This is a genomic window from Agrococcus jenensis, from assembly GCF_003752465.1.
GTDB classification, from domain to species: domain Bacteria; phylum Actinomycetota; class Actinomycetes; order Actinomycetales; family Microbacteriaceae; genus Agrococcus; species Agrococcus jenensis.
Genome location: NZ_RKHJ01000001.1, coordinates 2,173,587 through 2,198,046, shown reverse-complemented (window position 1 = coordinate 2,198,046; position 24,460 = coordinate 2,173,587). Strand labels below are relative to the sequence as shown.

The window sequence follows — 24,460 nt, the reverse complement described above, 5'->3', positions numbered from 1 at the left end:
CTCGACGCTACCTCGGGGCTGCACTTCGCGCAATCAGCGACACACGCCCTGCGCTTCTCGCCCATTCCGGTGCGCTCGTGGCTGCGCTAGATTGCGCACCATGCGCATCGTCGATGACACCGACCGCAGGATCCTGCTCGAGCTGACGCGGCATCCCCGGATCACGAACGCCGCGATCGCCGAGCAGCTCGGCCTCGCGCGCAACACCGTGCAGTCGCGCGTCGCCGCGCTCGAGGCGTCGGACGCGCTGCAGGGCTTCGACCGCCGCTTCCACGCGGCGGCCCTCGGCTACCCGCTCACCGTGTTCATGGCGACGCACGTCGACCAGCCGCGCATCGACGCCGTGGTCGAGCAGCTGCGCGAGATCCCGGAGGTCGTGCAGGCGTTCGGGCTCTCGGGGCAGGCGGATGTGCTCGTGCGCGCCGTGTGCCGCGACGCGGAGGACCTCTACCGGGTGAACAAGCTCGTGCTCGCGTGCGACGGCGTCGTGCGCACCGAGACGTGGCTGTCGATGGGCGAGCTCATCCCCTTCCGGCTCGCGCCGGTGCTGGAGCGCGACCTCGGGCGCCGCTGACGCAGACGCCGACGACGTCAGGCGCGCGCGTCGAGCGCGTCGTCGAGCGCTGCCACGAGCGTCTCGCGCCGCTCGCGCAGGGCGGCGGATGCGCCTGACCCGTCGCGCTCGAGCGTCGCGAGGTTGAGCTCGGCAGCGCGGAGCGCGGCACGGGCGGCGCCGGCGATGAGGTCGCCGCCCGACAGCACGTCGCTGACGAGCGCGCGCTTGACGACCGGCTCGGCCTCCGCGGCGAGCGCGAGCGCGTCGACGAGCGCCGCCAGCAGCTCGAGCGGCCGCTCGGTCGCGGCGACCGTCGCGGACTCCAGCGCCGCGTCGTCGCCGCCGTCGCCGCTCGCGTCGATGACGGCGCCGAACGCGGCGACGTCCGCGTCGGCTGCCGGGGTGACGCGCTCGAGGATCGCCTCGCCCCGCTCGCGCAGGCTCGCCGGCGCGTCCTCGGTGATGGTGAGCGCCATGAGCACGAGGCCGATCCCGAAGGCGCCAGCCACCGCGGCGATCGAGCCGTTGCCGGGTGTCGGCTCGGACGAGGCGGTGCGCCGCAGCAGCTCGTCGGCTCGCAGGGACCACACGCTGTCGCTCACGACCGTGGAGCCTAGCCGGGCGGTCCGGGCGCCCGCCCGGAATGCCCGCCCGCCGCGGGCGTTGCCTCCTGTGGAGGAACCATGACCACGATCGACCTGCTGCCCGACGCCACCGCGATGGGCCCCGTGATGCTGAAGACCGCGAAGCTCGCGCGGCTCGTGCACTGGTACACCACCGGCGCCGGCCTGCAGCACGTCGCCGAGCGGCCGGGTGCGGTCGAGCTGGGCGTCGACGGCCGCACCATCCTCGTGCTCGAGGAGGCGCCCGACCTGCGCGGACCGAGCCCCTCCGACGCGGGGCTGTTCCACACAGCGATCCTCTTCCCGACCCAGGCGGCCCTCGCGGCCGCGGTCGTGCGGATGTCGCAGATCCCGGGCATCCAGTTCGCCGGCACCGGCGACCACCACGTCTCCGAGGCCTTCTACTTCGCCGATCCCGACGGCAACGGCGTCGAGCTCTACGCCGACCGGCCCCGCGATCGGTGGGAGTGGGCGAACGGGCACGTGCACATGACGACGGAGTTCATCGACCCGAACGGCTTCGTCGACGAGCACCTCGATCGCGGCGCCTTCGGCACCTCGCAGGTCGCGCCGGCTGACGCGAGGGTCGGGCACGTGCACCTGCAGGTCGGCGACGTGCCGACCGCTCGCGCCTTCTACGTCGACGCGCTCGGATTCGCCGAGACCGCGTCGCTCGGCGGCACCGCGCTGTTCGTGAGCGCGGGCGGCTACCACCACCACATGGCGATGAACGTCTGGAACTCGCGTGGCGCCGGCCGTCGTGCCGACACGCTGGGGCTCGGCCGGGTCGAGATCACCGTGCCCGATGCGGATGCGCTGGGCGCCGCCCGCCAGCGGCTCGCGGCGCGCGGCGTGGCCGTCGCGGACGACGGCCGCAGCATCCGCTTCGACGACCCGTGGGCGAACGCGATCACCCTGACCCCCTTCTCGCTCGTCGAGTAGCAGCCCCTCCCGCTCGTCGAGTAGCAGCCGCGCTCCTCGCTCACCGAGTAGCAGCCGCGCTTCTCGCTCGTCGAGTAGCAGCCGAAGGCCGCGTATCGAGACGACGCCCCTCCCGCTCGTCGAGTAGCAGCCGAAGGCCGCGTATCGAGACGACCCCACCCCGGCACCGACGAACTCTCAGCATCATCGCGAACACTGTGTGGAAACGGTCGGGAGGGCGCGATGACCTCGGTGCAGAGGCGGAGGTCCGAGCAGGGCAGGCGCTGGGCGCGCCTCGGACGATGAGCGGCCGGCACGCGCCCGACGAGCGCGCCCAGGCCGAGCGGCTCGTTCGCCATCGACGACGCGCCATGCGGTTCGTCGCCCTCGGCGTCGTCGTGACGGTGCTGGGGCTGGCGCTGCTCCTCCTCACCGAGCCGACCACGACCACCGGGCTGGAGCAGCAGCCGCGCGCGTGGGCGGTCGGCGTCGTCGTGCTCGGTCTGTGCATGACCATCGCGTCGCTGCTCTCCCGCTCGGCGCCGTCGACGGAGCCGCGGTCGAGGCGACCGGGCCGACCCTCGTGGCTGCTGCTGGCGATCGCGGCGTGCGGGCTGGCCACGCTGGCTGCCACCGTCAGCGCGGGCTACGAGCATCCATGGAGCTACGTCTCGCCCACCCTGCTGACCGTGTACCCGCTCGCGATGTACGCGCACCAGTCGTGGCGGTATCGGCGCTTCGTGAACGCGCGAGCGGCCTCGCCGCGGCGGCGCGCGGTGGGGTGATCTGCTCGATCACCCGTCCCGGCGGGCGAGGATCCTCTCCGCGCGCGCCCGCATCGCCTCGTCGACCATCTGGCCGTCGGCGAGCGTCGTGACGCCGACGCCCTCAGCGAGCGCCGCGAGCACCCCCTCCGCCCAGGCGACATCGTCCTCGCTCGGCGCGAACGCCCGGCGGATGACCTCGATCTGCTTCGGGTGCACCGCCGTGCGCCCGCCGAAGCCGAGCGCCGCCCCCGCCCGGCAGTCGGCCTCGAGCCCGTCGAGGTCGGCGATCGCCGGGTAGACCGACATGAGCGGCGCCGGCAGTCCCGCGCCCCTCGCGGCGAGCACGAGCAGGATGCGCAGGTGCTCGATCATCGCCGGGCTCGTCGCGCCGAGGTCGCTCCGCAGGTCGGATTCCCCCAGCGCGACCGAGGCGACAGCGGCGTGCGCGGCGATCTCGTCGAGCCGCGCGACGCCCACCGCATCCTCGACGATCGCGTGCAGCCGTCGGGAGTCGAGATCGAGTCGATCGACGACCGCGTCGAGGTCGGCAGCGCCGCGCACCTTCGGCACCCGCAGCTCCACCTCGTGCGCCGCGAGCATCTCGAGGTCGTCCAGCCCGCCGATCCGCACCTGCAGCCCGATCGGGCCGCGCTGCCGCAGGAACTCGTCGACCGCCTCCCGCGCGACCGCCTTGCGGTCGTGCGCCACCGCATCCTCGAGGTCGAGGATGACGACATCCGCGCCCGACTCGACGGCCTTGCCGAAGCGGTCGGGCCGATCCCCCGGCACGTACAGCGCGACGGTCACACGATCCCCCGGTCCCGCAGCGCCCGAGCCTGCTCGGGCGTGATCCCGAGCTCGGCGAGCACCGCGTCGGTGTCCTCGCCGTGCCGCCTGCCGGTGTGCCGCACCTCGCCGGGCGTCGCCGACATCCGGAACAGCACGTTCTGCATGCGGATCTCCCCCAGCTCGGCGTCGTGGATGGGCAGGATCGTACCGAGCGACGCGTACTGCGGGTTCGCCATCACGCCCGAGATGTCGTCGACGACGCCGATGGCCGCCTCGACCCGCTCGAACTCCCCGACGACCTCGGCGAGCGTGCGCTCGGCGATCCAGCCGCCGACCGCCGCGTCGAGCTCGTCGACGTGCTCGACGCGCGTGCGGCCCGAGGCGAACCAGGGCTCGGCGATCACGTCGGGCCGACCGACGAGCGCCATGACGCGCTCGGCGACCGACTGCGACGACGTCGACACCGCCACCCAGCGGCCGTCGGCGGTGCGGTAGACGTTGCGCGGCGCGTTGTTGACCGATCGGTTGCCGACCCGCGGCTGCACGAGCCCGAGCTGGTCGAACGCGGTGATCTGCCCGCCGAGCAGCATGAGGATCGGTTCGATGATCGCCATGTCGATCACCTGCCCCTCGCCCGTGCGCTCCGAATGCCGCAGCGCGATCGCGCAGGCGTAGGCCGTCGCGAGCGCGGTGATGCCGTCGGCGAGGCCGAAGGGCGGCAGGATGGGCGGCCCGTCCGGCTCGCCCGTGATCGCGGCGAACCCGCTCATCGCCTCGGCGATCGAGCCGAAGCCGGGCTGGCGCGCCATCGGACCCGACTGCCCGAAGGCGGTGACGCGCGCGATCACGAGCGCCGGGTTCGCCTCGTGCAGCTGTGCCGGCTCGAGTCCCCACCGCTCGAGGGTGCCGGGCCGGAAGTTCTCGATCAGCACGTCGGCGCCGCGCGCGAGCTCGAGCAGCAGCGCCGCGCCCTCCGGCTGCGAGAGGTCGAGCGTCGTCGTGCGCTTGCCGCGCCCGAGCGTCTTCCACCACAGGTTCACGCCGTCCTTGGCGGGGCCGTGCCCTCGCGACGCGTCCGGTCGCCGCGGATGCTCGACCTTGATCACGTCGGCGCCGAAGTCGCCGAGGAACGTCGCCGCGAGCGGGCCGGCGAAGAGCGTCGAGACGTCGAGCACGCGCACGCCGTCGAGCGGGCCGGTCATCGCGGATCCCCCGTGCCGTGGTCGACGTCGGACCGGAGATCCCAGGCCAGGCGGAAGCCGATCGCGCTCGAGCGGTCGATGCCCGTGCGCAGCCACGCGAGCGACCGCTCCGGCGGTTGCGGGCCGCCGTCGGCGTACCAGTCCGAGCCGGTCACGGCGCGCTCGCTGCCGCCCTTGAGGATCGTCCTCCGGGTGATGCCGTCGGTCATCTCGCTCTCCGTCCAGTTCCACACCCGCGGGCTGCGCCGCTCCAGCGCGGCGCCCGCGACCTGCCACTCGTGGTCCGTCGGCAGCCGCGCGCCGACGGCGGCGGCGAAGCGGCGCGCGTCGTCGAGGTCGACGTGCGTCACGGGCGCGTCGGGCGCCCCCGTTCGCGGCTCGAGCCCCGCATCGCGGGCGGCGGCGTTCCACTCGGCCACGCTCACCTCCCGGCGCGCGATCGCGACCGCGCCGAGCTCGGCGCGCACCTCGAACTCGCGCTCGTCGTGCAGCCGCGGCGGCAGCGGCTTCCACTCCTCGACGTACGGCGCCTCGCCGTAGAGGCCCGTCTCACGCCGCCGCCACCGCACCCGCAGCTCGTGCGCGCCTGCCGGCACCAGCACGGCATCCGCGGGCGGCGCAGCGCTCGACCTCGGCACGCGGATGCGCTCGGTCGCGCGAGCGGGGAACGCGGCATCCGCCCACGCCGGGTCGTCATGGGCAGGATCGGCGGCCGCCGCCTCGAGCAGCCCCGGCAGCCATGCGGGTGCCTCGCCGCGCACGGCGAGCACCCCGGCGATGCCGTGCGCGGGGATCGTCAGCTCGCCGTCGGTCGCAGCTCCCCGTCCCAGGTCCCACAGCGCGCCCTCGACCGGCGCGAGGAAGCGCCCCGTGACCGGCTCGTCGCCGCGGTGCACGAGCGTCACGAGCGTGACGTCGCCGAGCGTCCAGGTCGTGCCGTGGACGCCGAGCTCCGCCGCCTCCGCCGTCGCACCCGCGAGCGGTGCCCACTCCCCCTGCTCGAGCAGCTCGTGGCACGCGCGCTGCACCCGGGAGATGGTGCGCAGCGTCGCGCGATCGCGCGCGCTCCAGCCCACCCACACGCCGAAGACGGCATCCCAGACGAGCACGCCCGTGCCGTTCATCCACGCCGTCTGCAGCTCCTCCGCATGCGAGCGGTTCCACCGCCGCACGCCGTGCAGCATGTGCCGGCGCTCGACGAGCCGCGCGCGCTGCACGCCCGGCGCGCGCGAGTCGGCGAACCACTGCGACCACGACAGCACGTGGTCGCGCAGTCGCTCGTTCGGCGCTCGTGACTCACCCTCGAGCGCCAGCGGCCGGTCACCGCCCACCGCCGCGAGGAACGCCGGGTCGGCCTGCTTCAGCGTGTCGAGGAAGACGCCGTCGGCGCCGAGCTCGTCGGCGACGAGCCGCAGCGACTCGCCGTCCGAGCGCTCGCGGCCCGACGCATCCGTCTCGCGCCGCGTGCCGGTGTCCCACGGGTTGTAGTCGAGGAAGACGCGCACCCCGGCCGCGTGCAGGTCGGCGACGAGCGCGGCGAGGCGCGGCACGTCGCGGTACCAGTCGAACTGGTTGCGCTCGTCGATGCCGATGCACGGGTAGGTGTGCCAGAGCACGAGCCCGTCGAGGCCGCCGAGGTCGTCGTAGGCGGCGAGCAGTCGATCGGGCGTGAAGCGCCGCTCCTGCCAGTCCCACAGCCGCTCGTCCCAGAGCCAGATCTGCGCGGCGACGCGGCAGCGCGCAGCCCACGAGACGGCGTCGTAGGCGGCGTCGTCGTGCGCGAGCCGCGACCGCGCGGCGGCGGCGAGGGCGGCGAGCTCCTCGCGCCAGGCGGGCCACTGCGCGGCGTCGTCCGGCGCGGCGAGGATCTTCGCGATGTCGAACGCCGCGTCGGCCAGCCGCTCGTCGCCGAGCGCGGGCAGCGGCACGGCGGTCGGCAGGTCGATCGGGCGCGGCACGAGCGGGTCGAACGCGTTCGTGGGCGCCTCGTCGGGGTCGATGGTCACGAGCCCGCCTCCGCGAGCGCGAGGGTGCGTGCGGCGAGGTCGTCGAAGCGCACGCCGTCGAAGCCGGCGAGCGTCGTGCGGTAGACGCCGCGGATGGGCGCGGCCAGGTCCGCGGGGATGGCCGCGGTGCCGGCCGCACCGAGCAGTCCCCCGACGCTTGCGCCGACGGAGTCGGTGTCCCAGCCGCCCGCGACCGCGAGCCCGACGCCGCGCGCGAAGTCATCGCGACCGCGGAGCGCAGCGAGCACGAGGAGCGCGGTGTTGCCCAGCACGTGCACCCAGTGCAGGTGCCCGTAGGCGCGGTGCAGCTCGTCGAGGCATGCCTCGTCGTCGCGGTCGCTCGCGGCGAGCGACTGCCCGAGCCGCACGGCATCGGCGAGCCGCGAGCCGCTCGGCACGCAGGCGAGCCCCGCCTCGACCGCTGCCTCCACGCCGGCTCCGGCGACGGCCACCGCTGCGGCGCCTGCCATGAACGCTGCCCCGTGGACGCCGGCGCGACGGTGCGTGAGCCGCGCATCCGTGACGGCGAGCTCGGCCGCCGGGGCCGGATCGCCCGGATGCGCCCAGCCGTAGGCGTCTGCGCGGATGAGCGCGCCGATCCAGTCGACGAACGGGTTGCCGCGCACCGCGGCGACCTCGGGCTCGTCGCCCGAGAGCAGGTTGCGGTAGGCGATGCGCTCGGCCGTGAAGACACGGCCGGCGGGCAGCTGGTCGAGCCAGAGCTGCGCGATCGCGCTGGTGGTGAGCTCGCCTGCGGTCGCGCGCTCCTGCGCCACGAGCGCGAGGATCGCGAAGTTGAGGTCGTCGTCCTCGGGCATGCCGTCGATGACGCCGTCGAGGCTCGTCGGCCGCGAGCGCCGGTTCCACGGCCAGCGCGCCGCGATCTCCGGGTCGAGCCCCTGCTCGGTGAAGTAGCCGCGCACCGGCCAGCGGCCGGTGGACTCGGCGATCGCGCGGATGCCGTCGCGCGGGATCTTCTCGACCGGCTTGCCCACGAGGCAGCCGATGGCGCGGCCGAGCCACGCGCCACGGAGGCGGTCGTCGAGGCCGTCGGCGACCGGCACGGTCGGCGGCTCGAGCGCCATCGAGGCCCAGGCGTCGGGCTCCCGCTCGAGGAGCGAGGCGGGCCGCGGCAGTGCGGTCGCCGCCTCGGTGACGCGGGCGGCGGTCGCGCGCAGCCCCTCGTCGGCGCGTTCGGGGGTGGCGCCGCTCACCGGTGCGGTGAGCGAGCCGCCGGCGGCGACGAGCTCGTCCTCGAGGGCCGAGACGTCGAGCCCGTCGAGCCGAGCGGCGACGAGGGCGTGCGCGGCGAGGTCCTCGGGCTGGGTCCAGCTCAGCCGCAGCATCGGGCCCGCGCTCACGCCTCGAGGCCCAGCGCGAGCGCCGCGCTCCGCCGGTCGCGGTGGCGCTCGTCGTCGGCGCGCCACACCTCGGCGGCCACGCCCGCCATCACGGCGCCGCTCGCGCGCAGGTCGAGGCGCGATGCCGCGCCGACCTCGTCGATCCACTCGGCGGGCACGCTGCCGAGACCCCCGAGCGCGCCGGCGACGGAGCCGGCCATGACCGCGATCGAGTCGGAGTCGCGCCCGTAGTTGACGGCGCCGAGCACGGCCTCGCGGTAGTCGCCGTCGCACGCGGCGAGCAGGCCGAGGGCGATCGGCAGCTCTTCGATCGCCTTCGTGCGGCTCGGGAGCCGGGCGTCCATCGACGGCTGCCGGTAGGCATCCCCGACGGTGTCGAACGGGCGCACCGCGTCGCGCAGCACCGCGAGGCCGCCGTCGCGCCAGCCGTCGAGCCGACGGCCGGCGCCGACGACCGCCTCGAGCGCCGCCCGGGTGCCGTCGCGGGCGAGGCCGATCGCCACATCCAGCACACCGTCGAGCGTCGCGCCGGGGGCGGAGGCCGCGGCCACGGCGGCGGCGAAGACGCCCGCCGCCTCGCGGCCGTAGCTCGACTGGTGCGCGCCCGCGATGTCGATCGCCTCGGCGTAGGCGCCGCGCGCGTCGCCCGCGTTCACGAGCCCGACCGGGCCGACGTACATCGTCGCGCCGCAGTTGACGACGTTGCCGACCCCTGCCTCGCGCGGGTCGATGTGCCCGTAGTGCAGGCGGGCGACGAGCCACTTCTCGGCGAGGAAGACGCGCTGCAGCGGCAGCGCCTCCGCCTCGAGCTCCGGGATCCACTGCACCTGCCCGATCATGCGCGGCACCAGGTGATCCGCGATGTCGTGCGCCGTGAGGTGCCTGCGCACCTCGGCGTAGACGTCGACGAGCAGGTTCGTCATGAGGGTGTCGTCCGTGACGTGGCCGTCGCCCTTGTGGTACGGCGCGATGGGGCGAGCGCGCCGCCAGTCGTCGAGGAACGGCGGGACGATCCCCTCGATCGTGCCGCCGTAGCGCTGCTGGATCGTCTCGGGGGTGTTGCCCTCGGCCGCGCCGCCGAGGGCGTCGGCGACGGCCGCTCCCGCGAGCGACGCTGTCGCGATGTCGGCGAAGGATGCGTCGGTCATGTCGTCTCCGGATCGGTGCGGGCGTGCGCGGTCGGTGCCGCGCAGGGGGCGGCGTGCGCCCCCTGCGCGGCGATGCGACTACTGGATGGAGTCCCAGCCCTCGGTCAGCTGCGTCGACAGCTGCTCGAGGGTGATGGCGTTCGAGAGGTACTGCTGGAACGCGGGCGTCGCGTACTGGTCCTTCCACTGCGGGTAGTTCACCGCGAGCTGGAAGGGCGCCGCCTCGAGCACCGCGCCGGAGGCGAGCATCTCGGCCCAGCCGGTCTGGCCCTCGGTGGCGGTGGCGAGCGCGTCGCGCGCCGCGCCGGTCGTCGGGATCAGGCAGTCGCCCTCGCCGACGGCCGCGAGGTTCTCGGCCTGCATGTAGTAGTCGATGAACGCCGCGGCGCGATCCACGTACTCCGAGTCGGCCGAGACCGAGAGGGTCTGCGGCGAGGTGCCCTGCGCGGCGCCCGCGCTGCCCGCGAGCGGCGGCAGCACCGTCCACTCGAAGCCCTCGGGCGCGGTGTCGGCGATCTGCTGCGCGAGGAACGAGCCGCCGATGTACATGCCGTACGACCCGCCGAGGAAGCCCGGCAGCACGTCGGCGCCGGTCTGCGTGAGCGTGACGGGGTCGAGGGACTGGTCCTCGTAGGCCATCGCGTGCACCGTCTCGGGGATGGCGAGCTCGCCCTCGCCGATCTCGATCGTCGCCTCGCCCTCGGGGTCGACCTCGAAGAAGGTGCCCTCCTCGCCGAGCGCGAGGTTCATGAACGGCGCGGTCGGCGACTTCAGGCCCCAGCCGAGGCCGTAGGTGCCGTCGGCCGTGAGCTCCTGCGCGATCGAGCGCAGGTCCTCCCAGGCGAGCGACTCGCCGGTCGGCACCTCGACGCCGGCCGCCTCGAACGCCGCCGTATTGGCGAACGCGACGTACGACTGCATGATGGTCGGCGCGGCGAAGATCTGGTCGTTCGCGGTCACCGTCGACCACACGCCCTCCGAGACGTCGCCCCGCAGCTCCTCGCTGAGGAACGGCGTCAGGTCGGCGAGGTAGCCGTCATGGGCGAACCCCGCCATGTCGGACGCCTCGTTGTGGATGATGTCGGGCGCGTCGCCGCCCTGGAACTGCGTCACGAGCTGGTCGTGCACGTTGTCCCAGGAGCCCTGGACGAGGTCGATCTGCGTCTCGGGGTGCTCCGAGTTCCAGGAGTCGACGATCGACTCGGTCGCCGCGATCGTGGCGTCCTGGAAGGCGAGCGACTGGAAGGTGAGCGTGACCTCCTCGGTGGGGTCGGTCGTCTCGGTGGCGGTCGGCGCCTGGCCGCCGCCGAAGGCGCAGCCGGTCAGCAGCAGAGCGCCCGCCGCGAGCGTCATCGCGGCGCGGGGTGTGCGGTGCATGGTGTCTCCTCGGGATGGGTGGGGTGGAGATGGGTGGATGGGTGGATCGTCAGCCCTTGACGGCGCCCGAGAGCAGGCCCGACGTCAGGCGACGCTGGATGAGCGCGAAGAACAGCAGGCTCGGGATCGCAGCGAGCAGCGATGCCGCGGCCAGCTGGCCCAGCTGCACCTGGCCCTCGGCGCCCACGAAGAGCGCGAGCCGCTGCGGCAGCGTCTGCAACGCCTCGTCCTTGATGAGCACGAGGGCGAAGAAGAACTCGTTCCACGAGCCGATGAAGGCGAACAGGCTGGTCGCGACCAGGCCGGGGGCCAGCAGCGGCAGCACGATCGAGACGAGCACGCGCCACTTCGGCGCCCCGTCCATCGCGCCGGCCTCCTCGAGGTCGACGGGGATCGACGCGACGTAGCCCTGCAGCATCCAGAGCGCGAAGGGCAGCGACCAGACGACGTAGACGACCACGAGCCCGCCGAGCGAGTTGCCGAGCCCGAGCGGCTGCAGCATCAGGTAGAGCGGGACGATGATGAGGATGAACGGGAAGACCTGCGACAGCAGGATCCAGCCGGTCGCGAGCTTGCGGAGCCGGGTGCGGAAGCGCGCGAGCGCGTAGGCGGCCGGCAGCGAGACGGCGACGACGATGAGCGTCGTGACGAGCGCCACGATGAGGCTGTTGCCCGCAGCCTGGATCAGGTTCGCCCGGTCGATCGCGGCCGTGAAGTTGTCGAGGTTCCACTGCGCAGGCAGCAGCTGCGGATCCGGCGACTGCAGCTCGCGCTGGCTCTTGAAGGCCGTCGTGAACAGGAACAGCAGGGGGAACGCCAGGAAGATCATGAACAGCACGATCGCGACGTACTGGAGCACCCGTCCGAGAGGCAAGCGACGTCGTCTCATGCCTCTCGCCCCCTCGCCTGCGAGCGCAGGTAGAAGAACAGGAAGATCGCGATCACGATGACGATGACGTTGCCCATCGCGCTCGCGAGCCCGAAGTTGCCGTAGCGGAACGCCTCGTTGTAGGCGAAGAGCATCGGCAGCATCGTGCCCCACGCTCCCGCCGTCAGCACGTAGACGAGGGCGAAGGAGTTGAAGTTGTTGATGAAGTCGAGCGTGGTGATCGCGATGATCACCGGCCGCAGCGCCGGCAGCGTCACCGAGAAGAAGCGCTGCCAGGTGCCGGCGCCGTCAATCTGGGCCGCCTCGTGCAGCTCGGCGTTCACGCCCTGCAGGCCGGCGAGGAGCGTGATGGTGGTCTGCGGCATGCCTGCCCAGACGCCGACGACGATCGCGGCCGGGAGCGCCGTGGAGGCCTGGCCGAGCCAGTTGATGGAGTCGGGCAGGCCGACCGCACCGAGCCCGCCGTTCACCGCGCCGTAGGTCGGGTGCAGCATGAGGCGCCACATGATCGCGATGATCACCGGTGGCATCGCCCACGGGATGAGCGCGAGCGTGCGCGCGATGCCCTGGCCCCAGAGGTTCGCGTTCAGCAGCAGCGCGAGGCTCAGCGACGCGAAGAACTGGATGATCGTGACCGAGAACGCCCAGATGAGGCCGATCCCGAACGAGTTCCAGAAGAGCTCGTAGCCGGCGAGCTCGACGTAGTTCTCGACCCCGGTGAACTCGACGGTCGCGTTGCGCGCGGCCGTCGCGTTCGTGAAGCCCAGCGCGATGCCCTGCAGCAGCGGCCAGACGCTGAAGACCAGGATCGGCAGCATCGCGGGCAGGAACAGCAGCCACGCGCCGCGCTCGGGCCCGAACCGCGATCTGCGGGTCAGCCTCCGCTCGGCGACGACGACATCGACGGCGCTCATGGGCGGTCCCTCCTGGTGGACGACTCGCGCACGACGAGGCGCGGCACGACGGTGGCGTGCGAGATGGCGTCCGCTTCGCCGCGGAGCGACGCGAGCAGCTGCTGGGCGGCGAGCGTGCCGCGCGCCTCGGCGCCGAGGTCGACGCTCGTGAGGCTCGGGATCGCCATCTGCGCGAGCTCGGTGTCGTCCATGCCGACCACGAGGCAGTCCCCCGGCACCGCGATGCCGGCGTCCGACAGCACCCGCAGGGCCGCGAAGGCGATGAGGTCGTTCGCGGCGACGATCGCGTCGAACGAGCGCGCGGATCGCTCGAGCAGCGCGTCGATGGCGGGCAGCGCGGCCGCATGCGTGAAGTCGTCGGCGGCGACCACGAGCGCGGGATCGAAGTCCAGCCCCGCGGCATCGAGCGCCAGGCGGTAGCCCTCGAGGCGCATGCGCCCTGGCGTGGTGTCGACGGGGCCGTTCACGAACGCGATGCGCTGCGCGCCCTGCGCCACGAGGTGGTCGATCGCGAGCTGGACGCCGGCGCGCGAGTCGGCGCCGACAGCCCCGTGCACCGCCGTCAGCGGGAGCGAGCCGATCACGACGGTCGGCACGCGCGCCGCGTCGAGCGCCTCGAGCACCTGCGGCTCCGGGCGCAGCGGGACGACGATGAGGCCGTCGATCGTGCTCGGGCCGAAGCGGCCGATCGCCGCCGCGACGTCTGCCGGGTCCTGCGCCTGGGCGACGAGCAGGTGGCGGTCGTCGGCGGCGAGCTCGTGCTGGACGGCGCTCGTCATGCGGGCGTAGACGGGGTTGGCGGCATCCGGCACGATCATGGCGATCTGGCCGATCGTCCCGCCCTGCAGCGCACGCGCCACCGCGTTGGGCCGGTAGCCGAGCTGCTCGGCGACGAGGCGCACGCGCTCGGCCGTGGCGGCGGAGGCGCCACCGCCGTGCAGGGCCCGGCTGGCGGTGGCGACGGAGACGCCGGCGACCTGCGCGACCGCGGTGATCGTCGGGAGACCGGCCATGCCCTGCTCCGCTCCGAGCGCCATCGCTCATGCCGTGGTGGTCGCGACTGGAAACGTTTCCAATCGGTCGAGTGCGACGATACGACACGGCCGAGGTGGAGCGCAAGCCCGACCTCGGAGCCCCCGATCACGGACCGCCCTGACGCGAAGCAGCGCGCGGCCCGGAGGCCGCGCGCTGCGTCGATCGTCGAGGGTGGTGGACTACTGCGTGGAGGACTCCGGTGCCGCAGGCAGCTGGAGGTCGATTACGCCGGCATCGCGCCAGAGCCGCTCGAGCTGGTAGTAGGTGCGCTCCTCCTCGTGGAAGATGTGCACGACGATGTCGGAGAAGTCGAGCAGCACCCAGCGGCCGTCGGCGCGGCCCTCGCGGCGCACCGGCTTCGCGCCGACGAGGATGAGCGCATCCTCGATCTCGCGGGCGATGGCGCTGACCTGGCGCTCGTTGCGACCGGTCGCGATGAGGAAGACGTCGGTCAGCGGCAGCTGGCCGGAGACGTCGAGCCCGACGAGGTCGACGGCGAGCGCCTTGTCGGCGGCGAGCGCCGCGGCGCGGGCGAGCGCGACGGCCTTCTGGTCGGCGCTCATCGAGCGCCCGTGGTGTTCAGTGCCATACCTGGTCAGAGCCATCCCTGCGTGAGCGCCAGCGCGAGGAAGCCCGCGACGGCGACGGCGAATCCGCCCGCACCGACGCCGATGGCGATGGGCCACACGGTCGAGCGCTGCTTCTGGGGTGCGATCTGCACCCGAGCGTTGGCATAGGAGGAGACGGCCTTCGATGCGCGCACCGGCGCCGCCTCGGGGCTCGAGACCTCGCCGTCGGCGACGTCGGCGTCGACGTCGCTCCCGTCGATCGAGGCGCTGCCGCGGCCGGACGAGGCGAAGCCCTCCGGCACGTCGATCGAGCCGGTGACGAGGAGGCCGTCGGCACCCTCGAGCTGGAAGTCAGGGGCGTCCGAGCCTGCGGGCAGCACGAGCGCGTTCGCGGTGATCGACGAGGCCGACGAGCCGCCGGTGCCGGCGACGCCCTGCTCGCGCAGGTCGGCGATGTGGTGCTCGGAGGTGTCGGAGACGACGTTGACGATCACGGGGAGCCGCTGCGACTGCCCGCGGGTCGGCCCGGTCTGGATGAGCTCCTCGGCCTCCGCGGCGGCGCGGTGGTCCTCGAGCTCGGCGGGCGTCGACTCGGCGACGCGGCGCGACGAGACGCGGGGCAGCTCGACGATGACCTCGTCGATCTCGAGGCCGTCGACCTCGGCGTCGTCGACGGTGTCGAGGCCCTGCACGTCGTCGACCGGCACGGCCGAGCGGCGCGCGGAGGACGGCGCGGGCACGGATGCCTTCGGCTCCGGCGCGATCTCCGCCTCGATGACGTCCAGCTCGTCGACCTCGTCGGGCTCGATGCGGTCCATCGCGACCGTCGCCTCGAGGACGGGCTCCTCGCGGACCGGCTCCTCTCGGACCGGCTCCTCGACCTTGGCCTTGCGGCGGCCGAAGAAGCGGCCGACCGGGCTCGCGGGGCGCTCCGGCTCGACGGCCGGCTCGGGCTCGATCGGCTCGGCCTCCACGGGCTCTGCCTCGACAGGCTCGGTGTCGACGGGCTCTGCGTCGACGGCGTCGACCGGCTCGAGCGCGGGCGCTGCGTCGTCGAGGGACTGCACCTCATCCGGCGCGGCGGGCACGCTCGGCGCGGAGTGCCGACCCTCGTGGGCCGGAGCATCGCTCGGCGCGGAGTGCTCGGGCTCCTCGTCGGGCACCGGCGGCGCCTCGCCCGTGCGGGCCAGCTCAGCAGCGCGCTCGAGCTCTCGAAGCTGCCGTCGCGTCAGCGGGCGGCCCTCGTTCGCATCGGTCATGCTGTCAGTCTCCGGTACAAGTCGTGCTTGCTGATGTATTGAACCACCCCGTCAGGGACCAAGTACCAGACGGGATATCCGGCGCGGACGCGCGCACGGCAATCGGTCGAGGATATCGCAAGTGCCGGGATCTCCAGCAGTGAGACACGTCCCGGCGGGAATCCGGAGATCGAGAGGTGGTGCCCAGGGCGGGTGACGGCGACGAAGTGGGCGAGCTCCCAGAGCTCGTCCTGGTCCTTCCACTCCACGATCGAGGCGAACGCATCCGCCCCGGTGATGAAGAACAGCTCGGCCTCGGGATGCGTCGCCCGCACGTCGCGGAGCGTGTCGATCGTGTAGGTCGGGCCGGCGCGATCGATGTCGATGCGGCTGACGCGGAAGCGCGGGTTCGAGGCCGTCGCCACGACCGTCATGAGGTAGCGGTGCTCGCTCGGCGACGCGTGGCGCTTCTGGTACGGCTCGCCGGTCGGCACGAACACGACCTCGTCGAGGCCGAAGTGCTGCGCGACCTCGCTCGCCGCGACCAGGTGGCCGTGGTGGATCGGGTCGAACGTGCCGCCCATGATGCCAAGGCGGCGGCGACGCTTCGGTGCGGCGTCGATGTCAGGCGTTGCCGTGGACGTCGTGCCGCTCAGCGCGGTGCGAGACGTCGCGGAAGGAGCGCAGCACGATGGCCGAGATGATGAAGACGGCAGCGGCGATGCCGCCGGCGATGTACGGGCCAGCGCCCGCAGCCTCTTCGGCGTGCTCAGCCGCGGCGGCGAGGAGTGACAGGGTCATCATGGGTGTGCCTCCGATCCAGCAGCAAGCCTAGCGCGGGTCAGGCCCGCACCTGCCCCGTCCCGCGCACGATCCACTTGCTGCTCGTCAGCTCCGGCAGGCCCATGGGTCCGCGCGCGTGCGACTTCTGCGTCGAGATGCCCACCTCCGCGCCGAAGCCGAACTCGCCGCCGTCGGTGAAGCGGGTGGATGCGTTGTGCATGACGACCGCGGAGTCCACCTCCGCGAGGAACCGCGCCGCCGCATCGGCATCGTCCGTCACGATCGTGTCGGTGTGGTGCGTGCCGTAGCGGTTGACGTGCTCGATCGCGGCGTCGACGTCGTCGACGACGCCGATCGCGATGTCCATCGAGAGGTGCTCGGTCGACCAGCCGCCCTCGCGGAGCGGTTCGGGGTCGGCGACACCGGGGAGCTCCGCGTCGGCGTGGATCGTGACGCCCGCCTGTTGCAGGGCGAGCGCGATCGCCGGCACCGCGGTGTCGGCGACGTCGCGGTGCACGAGCACCGTCTCGAGCGAGTTGCAGACGCTCGTGCGCTGCGTCTTCGCGTTGAGCACGATGTCGAGCGCCATCGGCAGGTGTGCTGCGCGATCGACGAAGGCGTGCACGACGCCCGCGCCGGTCTCGATGACGGGCACGGTCGACTCGGTGACGACGCGCTCGATGAGGGCGGCGCTCCCCCGCGGCACGAGCAGGTCGATGAGGCCGCGGGCGCGCATGAGGCGGCCGGCGCCGTCGCGGCCGAATCGGTCGATGGTCTGCACCGACGCGCGAGGGAGGCCGGCGCGCGCGATCGCCCCCTGCATCGCCTCGACGAGCACGGCGTTCGTCAGCTCCGCCGCGGAGCCGCCGCGCAGCACGACCGCGTTGCCCGAGCCGAGCGCGATGCACGCGAGGTCGACCGTGACGTTGGGGCGCGCCTCGTAGATGACGCCGATGACGCCGAACGGCACGCGCACCTCGGTGAGCTCGAGGCCGTTCGGCAGCGTGCGCTCGCGCAGCACCTCGCCGATCGGGTCGGGCAGCACGGCGAGTGCCCGGGCGGCGGCGGCGAGGCCGGCGATGCGCGAGGCGTCGAGCAGCAGCCGGTCGAGCAGCCCGGCGTCGAGCCCGGACGCGCGGCCGCGCTCGAGGTCGTCGGCGTTCGCGGCGAGGATCGCGTCGGCGGCGTCCTCGATCGCGTCGGCGATCGCCTCGATGGCGGCGTGCCGCTGCTCGGCCGGCGCGACGCCGAGGCTGCGCGAGGCGCGCTTCGACTCGGTCAGCAGCGCGTCGAGCTCGTCAGGCATGCCTCGATCCTAGAAGCGCTTGGGAATTCTCAACGTCGCGGGTGGCGGCTCGTCGCGCAGAGCGGCTCGTGCGACCACAGGCGACGTTGAGATCCTCGGCGGTCAGCGCCGGGCGTCGGGGTTCGGCTCGAACTCGGTGCCGAGCCGCTCGCCGCCGATGAGGCGCTCGAGCAGCGGCGTCGCGGTGACCGTCACGCGCACGCCCGCGTCGGCGGCGAGCCGCGCGGCGTCGACCTTCGTCATGGCGCCGCCGGAGCCGATGTGCGAGCCGCTCGCGCCCAGGCGCACGCCGTCGAGCGGGTCGCCGTAGGGAACGTGCTCGATGGGCTCCGAGCCGGGCTCGTCGGGCGGCGCGGTGCGCAGCGAGGCGATGTCCGAGAGCAGGATGAGCCGGTCGGCGCCGACGAGCCGCGCGACGAGCGCCGCGAGCCGGTCGTTGTCGCCGAAGCGGATCTCGTGCGTCGCGACCGTGTCGTTCTCGTTGACGATCGGCAGCATCCGCAGCTCGAGGAGCCGCTCGAGCGCGTTCCGCGCGTTGACGCGGTGCGAGTCCATGTCCATGTCGGACGCGGTGAGCAGGATCTGTGCCGCGACCACCTCGTGGCGGGTGAGGCTGCGCTGGTAGCGGTTCATGAGCACGTTCTGGCCCACCGCAGCGGCCGCCTGCTGCATCGGCAGGTCGGCGGGACGCGCGTCGAGGCCGAGGTAGGGCATGCCCGTCGAGATCGCGCCCGACGAGACGAGGATCACCTGGCCCTCGCGGTGCAGCCGGGCGAGCCCGTCGACGAGCGGCTCGATCTGGCCGCGCCGCTCCCCCGAGATCGACGACGAGCCGACCTTGACGACGATCCGCTCGCCGGCCCGGAGGTCGAGGGTCGTCATGCCTTGTCGTCCCAGCGCTGGACCTCGAACCCCTCGTCGTCGGTCCAGACGCCGCCGTCGCGCTCGCCCAGGAGGTCGTCGCGCGCCGCCTGCTTCGCGTCCATGCGCTCGTGGTACTCGCGGCGGCGCTCCTCCGTCGTGCGACGGTCGTTGCGGTCGAGCCGCGGGTCCGTGCCGCGGTTGCCCACGAGCTCGGCGGCGGAGGCCATGGTCGGCTCCCAGTCGAAGACGATGCCGGCGCCCGGGCCGATCACGACGGTCGCACCCGCGACCGCGCCGGCCTTGAGCAGCGCGTCCTCGGTGCCGAGCTTCGCGAGCCGGTCGGCGAGGTAGCCGACGGCCTCGTCGTTGCGGAAGTCGGTCTGCGCGACCCACCGCTCCGGCTTCGCGCCGAGGATGCGGTAGACGGGTCCGTCGTGGCTGCCCTCGACCTTGACGACGTAGCCGTGGTCGTCGATCGCCTTCGGGCGCAGCACGATGCGCTCGGGCGCCGGCACGACGGCCTTCGCCGCGCGGTCGGCCTCGACGAGGTCGGCGAGCGCGAACGACAGCTCGCGGAGGCCCGTGTGAGCGACCGTCGAGATCTCGAAGACGCGGTAGCCCATCGCCTCGAGCTCGGGCCGCACGAAGTCGGCGAGCTCGCGCGCCTCGGGGACGTCGATCTTGTTGAGCGCGATGAGCTGCTGGCGCTCGAGCAGCGGCGTCTGGCCGTCGGGCACCGGGTACGCCTCGAGCTCGCGCAGGATGACCTGCAGGTCGCTGATCGGGTCGCGGCTCGGCTCGAGCGTGGCGCAGTCGATGACGTGCAGCAGCGCGGAGCAGCGCTCGACGTGGCGGAGGAACTCGAGGCCCAGGCCCTTGCCCTCGCTCGCGCCCTCGATGAGGCCGGGCACGTCGGCGATCGTGTAGCGGGTCTGGCCCGACTCCACGACGCCGAGGTTGGGGTGCAGGGTCGTGAACGGGTAGTCGGCGATCTTCGGGCGGGCCGCGCTCATCGCGGCGACGAGGCTCGACTTGCCGGCGCTCGGGAAGCCCACGAGCGCGACGTCGGCGACGGTCTTCAGCTCGAGCGTGACGTCGCCCTCGACGCCGGGGGTGCCGAGCAGCGCGAAGCCCGGGGCGCGGCGCTTCGTGCTCGAGAGCGCGGCGTTGCCGAGCCCGCCCTGGCCGCCGGCGGCGACGACGAGCCGCATGCCGGGCTGGTTGAGGTCGGCGAGCTGCTCCCCCGACGCATCCGTCACCACGGTGCCGACCGGCACGGGCAGCTCGAGGTCCTGGCCGGACGTGCCCGACTTGTGGTCGCCCTGGCCGGGCATGCCGTTGTCGCTCGAGCGGTGCGGAGCGCGGTGGTAGCCGAGCAGCGTCGTGATCTGCGGGTCGGCGACGAGCACGATGTCGCCGCCGTCGCCGCCGTTGCCGCCGTCGGGGCCTGCGAGGGGCTTGAACTTCTCGCGCTTGACGGAGACGCAGCCGTGACCGCCGTGCCCTGCGCGCAGGTGCAGCGTCACCTGGTCGACGAATGTCGCCATGAACTGTCTCCTTCGATGCGAGAGCGGGGCGGGCCGAAGCCCGCCCCGCTCATCGGATGCTGATGTGGTGCGTCAGACCGCTGCCACGATGTTGACGACCTTGCGGCCGCCCTTGTTGCCGAACTCGACAGCGCCGGCCTCGAGGGCGAACAGCGTGTCGTCGCCGCCACGGCCGACGTTGGCGCCGGGGTGGAAGTGGGTGCCGCGCTGACGGACGATGATCTCGCCGGCCTTGACGACCTGGCCGCCGAAGCGCTTCACGCCGAGGCGCTGCGCGTTCGAGTCACGACCGTTGCGGGTGGACGATGCGCCCTTCTTGTGTGCCATTGTCTGTCAGCCCCTTTACTTGATCTCAGTGACCTTGAGGCGCGTGAGCTCCGAGCGGTGGCCCATGCGGCGCTTGTAGCCGGTCTTGTTGCGGTAGTGCTGGATGCGGATCTTCGGGCCGCGCAGGTCGGTGACGACCTCGGCCGTAATCTTCACCTTGGCGAGCGCGTCGACGTCCGTCGTCACCTTGTCGCCGTCGACGAGCAGCACGGGGGCCAGCTCGACGTTGCCGTTGTCGTCACCGGCGATGCGGTCGACGACGAGCACGGTGCCGACCTCGACCTTCTCCTGCCGGCCGCCGGCGCGCACGATTGCGTACACCACGATGGGATCCTCACTGTTGGTACGACTCCCGGCCGAACCGGGACGAAGCTTGTAGCGCGCGCGAATTCGCGACGTGCGCCAGCGAACAACGATACAGGTTCGCGGCGCTCTCGGTCAACACGGCCGGGCCCGCGTGGCGCGGACTACGGTGGGCGGATGGCGATCCTCGTCGACGAGCCCCTCTGGCCGAACCACGGCACGATGTGGGCGCACCTCGTGAGCGACGCGTCGCTCGACGAGCTGCACGCCTTCGCCCGCGCCGCGGGCATCCCGGCGCGCGGCTTCGACCATGACCACTACGACGTGCCGGCGGAGCGGATCGACGCGCTCGTCGCGATGGGCGCGCAGCGCGTGCCCCCGAAGGAGCTCGTGCGGCGGCTCATCGCGAGCGGGCTGCGCGTGAAGGAGCGCGACCGCCGCTAGCGCTGCTCGTCGGGCTTCGCGGTGATGACGCCCGAGGATGCGCGGCGCGAGCGCCGAGCCGCCTTGCCGGTGCCGGGCGCGGGCGTCGCGATGGCGTCGAGCGCGCTGCCGAGCAGCCCGTCGAGGTCATCGGGGGTCGCCTTCGCCGCGACGGGCTCGTGCGCCGGAGCGACGGGTATGTCGAGGATCGTGACGACCGGCTCGGCTGCGACGGCCTCGACCGCCGCCTTCGAGGGGGTCACGATGCCGCTGACCTGCTCCGCCGGCTGCTCGCTGCGCCGCTCGCGCTGCTCGGCGGGCTGCTCGACGTGCTGCGGAGGCAACTGCTCGTCGCGCGCATCGCCGACCGGTGCGTGGTGGCCGTGCTGCTCGCCCTCGACCTTGCCCTTGCCCGCCGCGGCGATCTGCGAGAGCCCCTTGCGCAGGTCCTCCGTGATCGCGTGCGTGCCGCCCGCGGGCTGCTGGTGCTGGTGCTGGTCGGGCTGCTGCGAGTCCGACTGCTTGCCGCGGCCGCGTCGGCTGCGGCCGTTGCCGGCGCCGCCGCCGTTCTCGGGCTGCTGCTGCTGGCGCTGCGACTTCGAGATCGGCTCGTGGTGCACGATCACGCCGCGGCCCGCGCACACCTCGCACTGCTCGGAGTACGACTCGAGGAGCCCGAGGCCCAGCTTCTTGCGCGTCATCTGCACGAGGCCGAGGCTCGTCACCTCCGCCACCTGGTGCTTCGTGCGGTCACGGCTGAGGCACTCGATGAGGCGGCGCTGCACGAGGTCGCGGTTCGACTCGAGCACCATGTCGATGAAGTCGATCACGATGATGCCGCCGATGTCGCGCAGCCGCAGCTGGCGCACGATCTCCTCGGCCGCCTCGATGTTGTTCTTGGTGACCGTCTCCTCGAGGTTGCCGCCGGCGCCGACGAAGCGGCCGGTGTTGACGTCGACGACGGTCATGGCCTCGGTGCGGTCGATCACGAGCGAGCCGCCCGAGGGCAGCCAGACCTTGCGGTCGAGCGCCTTGTCGATCTGCTCCGAGATGCGGAAGTGCGAGAACGGGTCGTCGGTGCCCTCGTAGGCCTCGACGCGGTCGAGCAGGTCGGGCGCGATCGCCTCGAGGTACTCGCGGATCGTGGTGAGCGCCTCCGAGCCCTGGATGACGAGCTTGTGGAAGTCCTCGTTGAACACGTCGCGGACGATCTTCACGAGCAGGTCGGGCTCGGCGTGCAGCCGCTGCGGCGCTGAGCCGGTCTTCTTCTGCTGCTGGATGCGCTCCCACTGGCGGGTGAGCCGCTCGACGTCGCGCGTGAGCTGGTCCTCGGTCGCGCCCTCGGCGGCGGTGCGCACGATGACGCCGACGCCCTCCGGCAGCACCTGCTTGAGGATCTTCTTGAGGCGCGCGCGCTCGGTGTCCGGGAGCTTGCGCGAGATGCCGTTCATCGAGCCGCCGGGCACCGACACGAGGTAGCGGCCGGGCAGCGAGATCTGGCTCGTCAGGCGGGCGCCCTTGTGGCCGACCGGGTCCTTCGTGACCTGCACGAGCACGGTGTCACCGGGCTTGAGCGCGAGCTCGATCTTGCGGGGCTGGCCCTCGAGCTCGGCGGCGTCCCAGTCGACCTCGCCGGAGTAGAGCACGGCGTTCCGGCCGCGGCCGATGTCGACGAAGGCGGCCTCCATGCTCGGCAGCACGTTCTGCACGCGGCCGAGGTAGACGTTGCCGATCAGGCTCGACTCGGATGCCTTGGCGACGTAGTGCTCGACGAGCACGCCGTCCTCGAGCACGGCGAGCTGCACGCGGTCGTGCTTCGAGCGCACGATCATCTGGCGCTCGACGGCCTCGCGGCGCGCGAGGAACTCCGTCTCGGTGACGACGGTGCGGCGACGACCGGCGTCGCGGCCCTCGCGGCGGCGCTGGCGCTTGGCCTCGAGGCGCGTCGAGCCGCGCACCTTCTGCGGCTCGGTGATGAGCGGCTTCTCGTCCTCTGCCTCGCGGGGCGTGCGCCCGCGCGTGCGGGTGCGGCGCGAGCGGCGGGCGCCCTGCGGGCGCTCGTCCTCGTCGTCGTCGTCCTCGTCGTCCTGCTCCTCGTCGTCGCGCAGCGACGGGAGGGCGGGGAGCGCGGCGAGGTCGGGCGCGTGGAACACGATCCCGAACGGGCTGGTCGGCAGCTCGGGGAGCGCCATCGCGGCGGCGCGCGCGTCGTCCGCGGGCTCGTCGGAGGCGGGGGCCTCGCTCGCGGGGTCGGTGAGGCCGGGCTCGTGGCCGGGCTCCGCCGCCTGCGAGCCGGCGAGCGCCGGCGCGGCGGACTCGGTCGCGGCGGCGTCGGCAGCTGCGGTGTCGGCCGCTGCGGTGTCGACCGCCGCGGTGTCGACGGCCGCGGTCTCGGGCTGCGCGCGCTCGAGCACGGTGTTCGCCGTGATCGGGTCTGCGGCGCCCGCTGCGAGGTCGGTCGCGGCCGCCTCGGTGCCGGCGTCCGCCGTCTCGGCCACGGCGTCATGCGCAGGCGCATCCGCTGCGGACCGCTTGCGCGTCGTCGCTCGCTTCCGCTTGGGCCGCTCAGCGGGCGCCTGGGCCTCGCCCGCGGTGCTCTCGGTCGGGAGGGTCGTGTCGTTGTCCACCATCGCTGGCGCTCTCCTGCCGCAACCGGCGCCGCCGGTCGCCATCTCGCTCGCGACCGGGGCGCGCCCCGGCGCGAATCCTTCCTGGCACCCCCTTGCGGGGATGGCCCGGGCTAGACGTGCTGCCCGGAAAACTGTGGTGTGCGCCCGGAGGGCGCGCTGCCGGGAAGTCTACCCCACCGCCGACGATCGCTCACGGCAGCACGACGCGCACCGCGAGGGCCACGAACGCGAGGGCCGCGACGAGGGTCGCGACGATCGCCGGCCAGCCGTGCGGCTGCACGCTCCTGCCCACCTTCGCGCCGATCAGCACGACCGCCGCGAGGTAGGCCGCGGAGATGAGCTCGAGGATCAGCATGAGCACCGCGAGGTCGCCGAGCGGCGTCGGTGAGTCCGGGTCGATGAACTGCACGAAGAACGACGCGAAGAAGAGGATCGCCTTCGGGTTGAGCAGGCTCGTGACGAGCGCCGTGCGGAACGGCGCGAGCCGCGGGCGGGCGATGATCGGGTTCGGGGCGGTCGGCGGATGCGTCGGGTTCTCGGTGGGCGCGGGCTCCGCGGAGCGGCGTCGCTTCGCCGCGATGCGGGCGAAGGCGCTGCGCACGAGGCCGACCGCGAGCCAGCAGAGGTAGGCGGCGCCCGCCCACGTGAGGATGCGGAAGACGATCGGGTTCGTCGAGAGCGCCTGCGCCGACAGCACCGCGAGCACCATGAGGATGGCGTCGCCGAGGAAGACGCCGAGCGTCGCGCGGAAGCCCGCGCGGCGGCCGGCGCGCAGGGCGGTGGTCGCGACGTAGAGGCTGTTGGCGCCGGGCAGCAGCACGATGACGACGACGCCCGCGGTGAAGGCGGCGAGCGTGGCCGCGTCGAGGCTCATCGGGCCGC

25 protein-coding genes are annotated in these 24,460 nt (G+C 73.2%); 4 read left to right on the top strand and 21 right to left on the bottom strand.

Going from position 1 to position 24,460, the window contains the following annotated elements:
• The first annotated feature begins 100 nt into the window (after window positions 1–100).
• A complete protein-coding gene (locus EDD26_RS10815; protein ID WP_123697718.1) occupies window positions 101–574 on the top strand; it encodes an Lrp/AsnC family transcriptional regulator in 474 nt (157 codons plus the stop codon).
• 17 nt (window positions 575–591) lie between these two features.
• Here the strand turns inward: EDD26_RS10815 and EDD26_RS10810 are convergent, their stop codons facing one another.
• The gene (locus tag EDD26_RS10810; protein WP_170165619.1) at window positions 592–1,158 is read right to left on the bottom strand and encodes a cyclodeaminase/cyclohydrolase family protein; all 567 of its coding nucleotides are present in this window, start codon (window positions 1,156–1,158) and stop codon (window positions 592–594) included.
• An 81-nt stretch (window positions 1,159–1,239) separates the two neighbouring features.
• On the opposite strand from EDD26_RS10810, the gene EDD26_RS10805 reads away from it, so the two are divergent.
• Window positions 1,240–2,121 (top strand): VOC family protein, encoded by an 882-nt coding sequence (locus tag EDD26_RS10805; RefSeq protein WP_123697716.1) that lies wholly within the window; start codon window positions 1,240–1,242, stop codon window positions 2,119–2,121.
• Between the two features lie 350 nt (window positions 2,122–2,471).
• On the top strand, window positions 2,472–2,885 hold the full coding sequence (locus tag EDD26_RS10800; protein ID WP_148058734.1) for a hypothetical protein: 414 nt from the start codon (window positions 2,472–2,474) through the stop codon (window positions 2,883–2,885).
• Between the two features lie 9 nt (window positions 2,886–2,894).
• Here the strand turns inward: EDD26_RS10800 and EDD26_RS10795 are convergent, their stop codons facing one another.
• From EDD26_RS10795 to rplU, 18 genes are all read right to left on the bottom strand, one after another.
• Window positions 2,895–3,674, bottom strand: coding sequence for an HpcH/HpaI aldolase/citrate lyase family protein (locus EDD26_RS10795; protein ID WP_123697714.1), 780 nt, complete (start codon window positions 3,672–3,674; stop codon window positions 2,895–2,897).
• A complete protein-coding gene (locus EDD26_RS10790) occupies window positions 3,671–4,858 on the bottom strand; it encodes a CaiB/BaiF CoA transferase family protein (RefSeq protein WP_123697713.1) in 1,188 nt (395 codons plus the stop codon). Before EDD26_RS10790 ends, EDD26_RS10795 begins: the two co-directional genes overlap by 4 nt.
• Window positions 4,855–6,864, bottom strand: coding sequence for an SUMF1/EgtB/PvdO family nonheme iron enzyme (locus EDD26_RS10785; protein ID WP_245989860.1), 2,010 nt, complete (start codon window positions 6,862–6,864; stop codon window positions 4,855–4,857). The genes EDD26_RS10790 and EDD26_RS10785 overlap by 4 nt, the downstream gene beginning before the upstream one ends.
• Entirely contained in the window at window positions 6,861–8,225 is a 1,365-nt protein-coding gene (locus EDD26_RS10780) for an ADP-ribosylglycohydrolase family protein (RefSeq protein ID WP_245989858.1), read from the bottom strand. Before EDD26_RS10780 ends, EDD26_RS10785 begins: the two co-directional genes overlap by 4 nt.
• Window positions 8,222–9,373, bottom strand: coding sequence for an ADP-ribosylglycohydrolase family protein (locus EDD26_RS10775; RefSeq protein WP_123697712.1), 1,152 nt, complete (start codon window positions 9,371–9,373; stop codon window positions 8,222–8,224). Before EDD26_RS10775 ends, EDD26_RS10780 begins: the two co-directional genes overlap by 4 nt.
• 78 nt (window positions 9,374–9,451) lie before the next feature.
• Window positions 9,452–10,750, bottom strand: coding sequence for an ABC transporter substrate-binding protein (locus EDD26_RS10770; RefSeq protein WP_123697711.1), 1,299 nt, complete (start codon window positions 10,748–10,750; stop codon window positions 9,452–9,454).
• Window positions 10,751–10,799: 49 nt separating this feature from the next.
• Entirely contained in the window at window positions 10,800–11,624 is an 825-nt protein-coding gene (locus EDD26_RS10765) for a carbohydrate ABC transporter permease (protein WP_245989857.1), read from the bottom strand.
• 11 nt (window positions 11,625–11,635) lie between these two features.
• Window positions 11,636–12,553 (bottom strand): carbohydrate ABC transporter permease, encoded by a 918-nt coding sequence (locus tag EDD26_RS10760; protein WP_123697709.1) that lies wholly within the window; start codon window positions 12,551–12,553, stop codon window positions 11,636–11,638.
• Window positions 12,550–13,566, bottom strand: coding sequence for a LacI family DNA-binding transcriptional regulator (locus tag EDD26_RS10755; protein ID WP_170165618.1), 1,017 nt, complete (start codon window positions 13,564–13,566; stop codon window positions 12,550–12,552). The genes EDD26_RS10760 and EDD26_RS10755 overlap by 4 nt, the downstream gene beginning before the upstream one ends.
• Before the next feature lie 201 nt (window positions 13,567–13,767).
• Window positions 13,768–14,151, bottom strand: a complete 384-nt coding sequence (rsfS, locus tag EDD26_RS10750) for a ribosome silencing factor (RefSeq protein ID WP_123697707.1) — start codon at window positions 14,149–14,151, stop codon at window positions 13,768–13,770.
• A 32-nt stretch (window positions 14,152–14,183) separates the two neighbouring features.
• A complete protein-coding gene (locus tag EDD26_RS10745) occupies window positions 14,184–15,416 on the bottom strand; it encodes a hypothetical protein (RefSeq protein ID WP_123697706.1) in 1,233 nt (410 codons plus the stop codon).
• Window positions 15,413–16,018 (bottom strand): nicotinate-nucleotide adenylyltransferase, encoded by a 606-nt coding sequence (nadD, locus tag EDD26_RS10740; RefSeq protein WP_123697705.1) that lies wholly within the window; start codon window positions 16,016–16,018, stop codon window positions 15,413–15,415. The genes EDD26_RS10745 and nadD overlap by 4 nt, the downstream gene beginning before the upstream one ends.
• A gap of 1 nt (window position 16,019) precedes the next feature.
• Window positions 16,020–16,199: a hypothetical protein gene (locus EDD26_RS10735; protein WP_123697704.1), complete on the bottom strand. Its 180-nt coding sequence runs from the start codon at window positions 16,197–16,199 to the stop codon at window positions 16,020–16,022.
• A gap of 37 nt (window positions 16,200–16,236) precedes the next feature.
• On the bottom strand, window positions 16,237–17,484 hold the full coding sequence (locus EDD26_RS10730; RefSeq protein WP_123697703.1) for a glutamate-5-semialdehyde dehydrogenase: 1,248 nt from the start codon (window positions 17,482–17,484) through the stop codon (window positions 16,237–16,239).
• 102 nt (window positions 17,485–17,586) lie between these two features.
• Window positions 17,587–18,366 (bottom strand): glutamate 5-kinase, encoded by a 780-nt coding sequence (gene proB / locus EDD26_RS10725; RefSeq protein WP_123697702.1) that lies wholly within the window; start codon window positions 18,364–18,366, stop codon window positions 17,587–17,589.
• Window positions 18,363–19,895, bottom strand: a complete 1,533-nt coding sequence (obgE, locus tag EDD26_RS10720) for a GTPase ObgE (RefSeq protein ID WP_123697701.1) — start codon at window positions 19,893–19,895, stop codon at window positions 18,363–18,365. Before obgE ends, proB begins: the two co-directional genes overlap by 4 nt.
• 72 nt (window positions 19,896–19,967) lie before the next feature.
• Window positions 19,968–20,222 carry a 50S ribosomal protein L27 gene (rpmA, locus tag EDD26_RS10715; protein WP_123697700.1) on the bottom strand — a complete coding sequence of 85 codons (255 nt, stop codon included), beginning with the start codon at window positions 20,220–20,222 and terminating at the stop codon, window positions 19,968–19,970.
• Window positions 20,223–20,237: 15 nt separating this feature from the next.
• Window positions 20,238–20,546 (bottom strand): 50S ribosomal protein L21, encoded by a 309-nt coding sequence (gene rplU / locus EDD26_RS10710; RefSeq protein ID WP_123697699.1) that lies wholly within the window; start codon window positions 20,544–20,546, stop codon window positions 20,238–20,240.
• Between the two features lie 156 nt (window positions 20,547–20,702).
• On the opposite strand from rplU, the gene EDD26_RS10705 reads away from it, so the two are divergent.
• A complete protein-coding gene (locus tag EDD26_RS10705; protein WP_123697698.1) occupies window positions 20,703–20,969 on the top strand; it encodes a DUF4031 domain-containing protein in 267 nt (88 codons plus the stop codon).
• Here the strand turns inward: EDD26_RS10705 and EDD26_RS10700 are convergent.
• Both EDD26_RS10700 and leuE read right to left on the bottom strand, forming a co-directional pair.
• Window positions 20,966–23,578: an Rne/Rng family ribonuclease gene (locus EDD26_RS10700; RefSeq protein WP_123697697.1), complete on the bottom strand. Its 2,613-nt coding sequence runs from the start codon at window positions 23,576–23,578 to the stop codon at window positions 20,966–20,968. The genes EDD26_RS10705 and EDD26_RS10700 overlap by 4 nt on opposite strands.
• Before the next feature lie 190 nt (window positions 23,579–23,768).
• Entirely contained in the window at window positions 23,769–24,452 is a 684-nt protein-coding gene (gene leuE / locus EDD26_RS10695) for a leucine efflux protein LeuE (protein ID WP_123697696.1), read from the bottom strand.
• Between the last annotated feature and the right edge of the window lie 8 nt (window positions 24,453–24,460).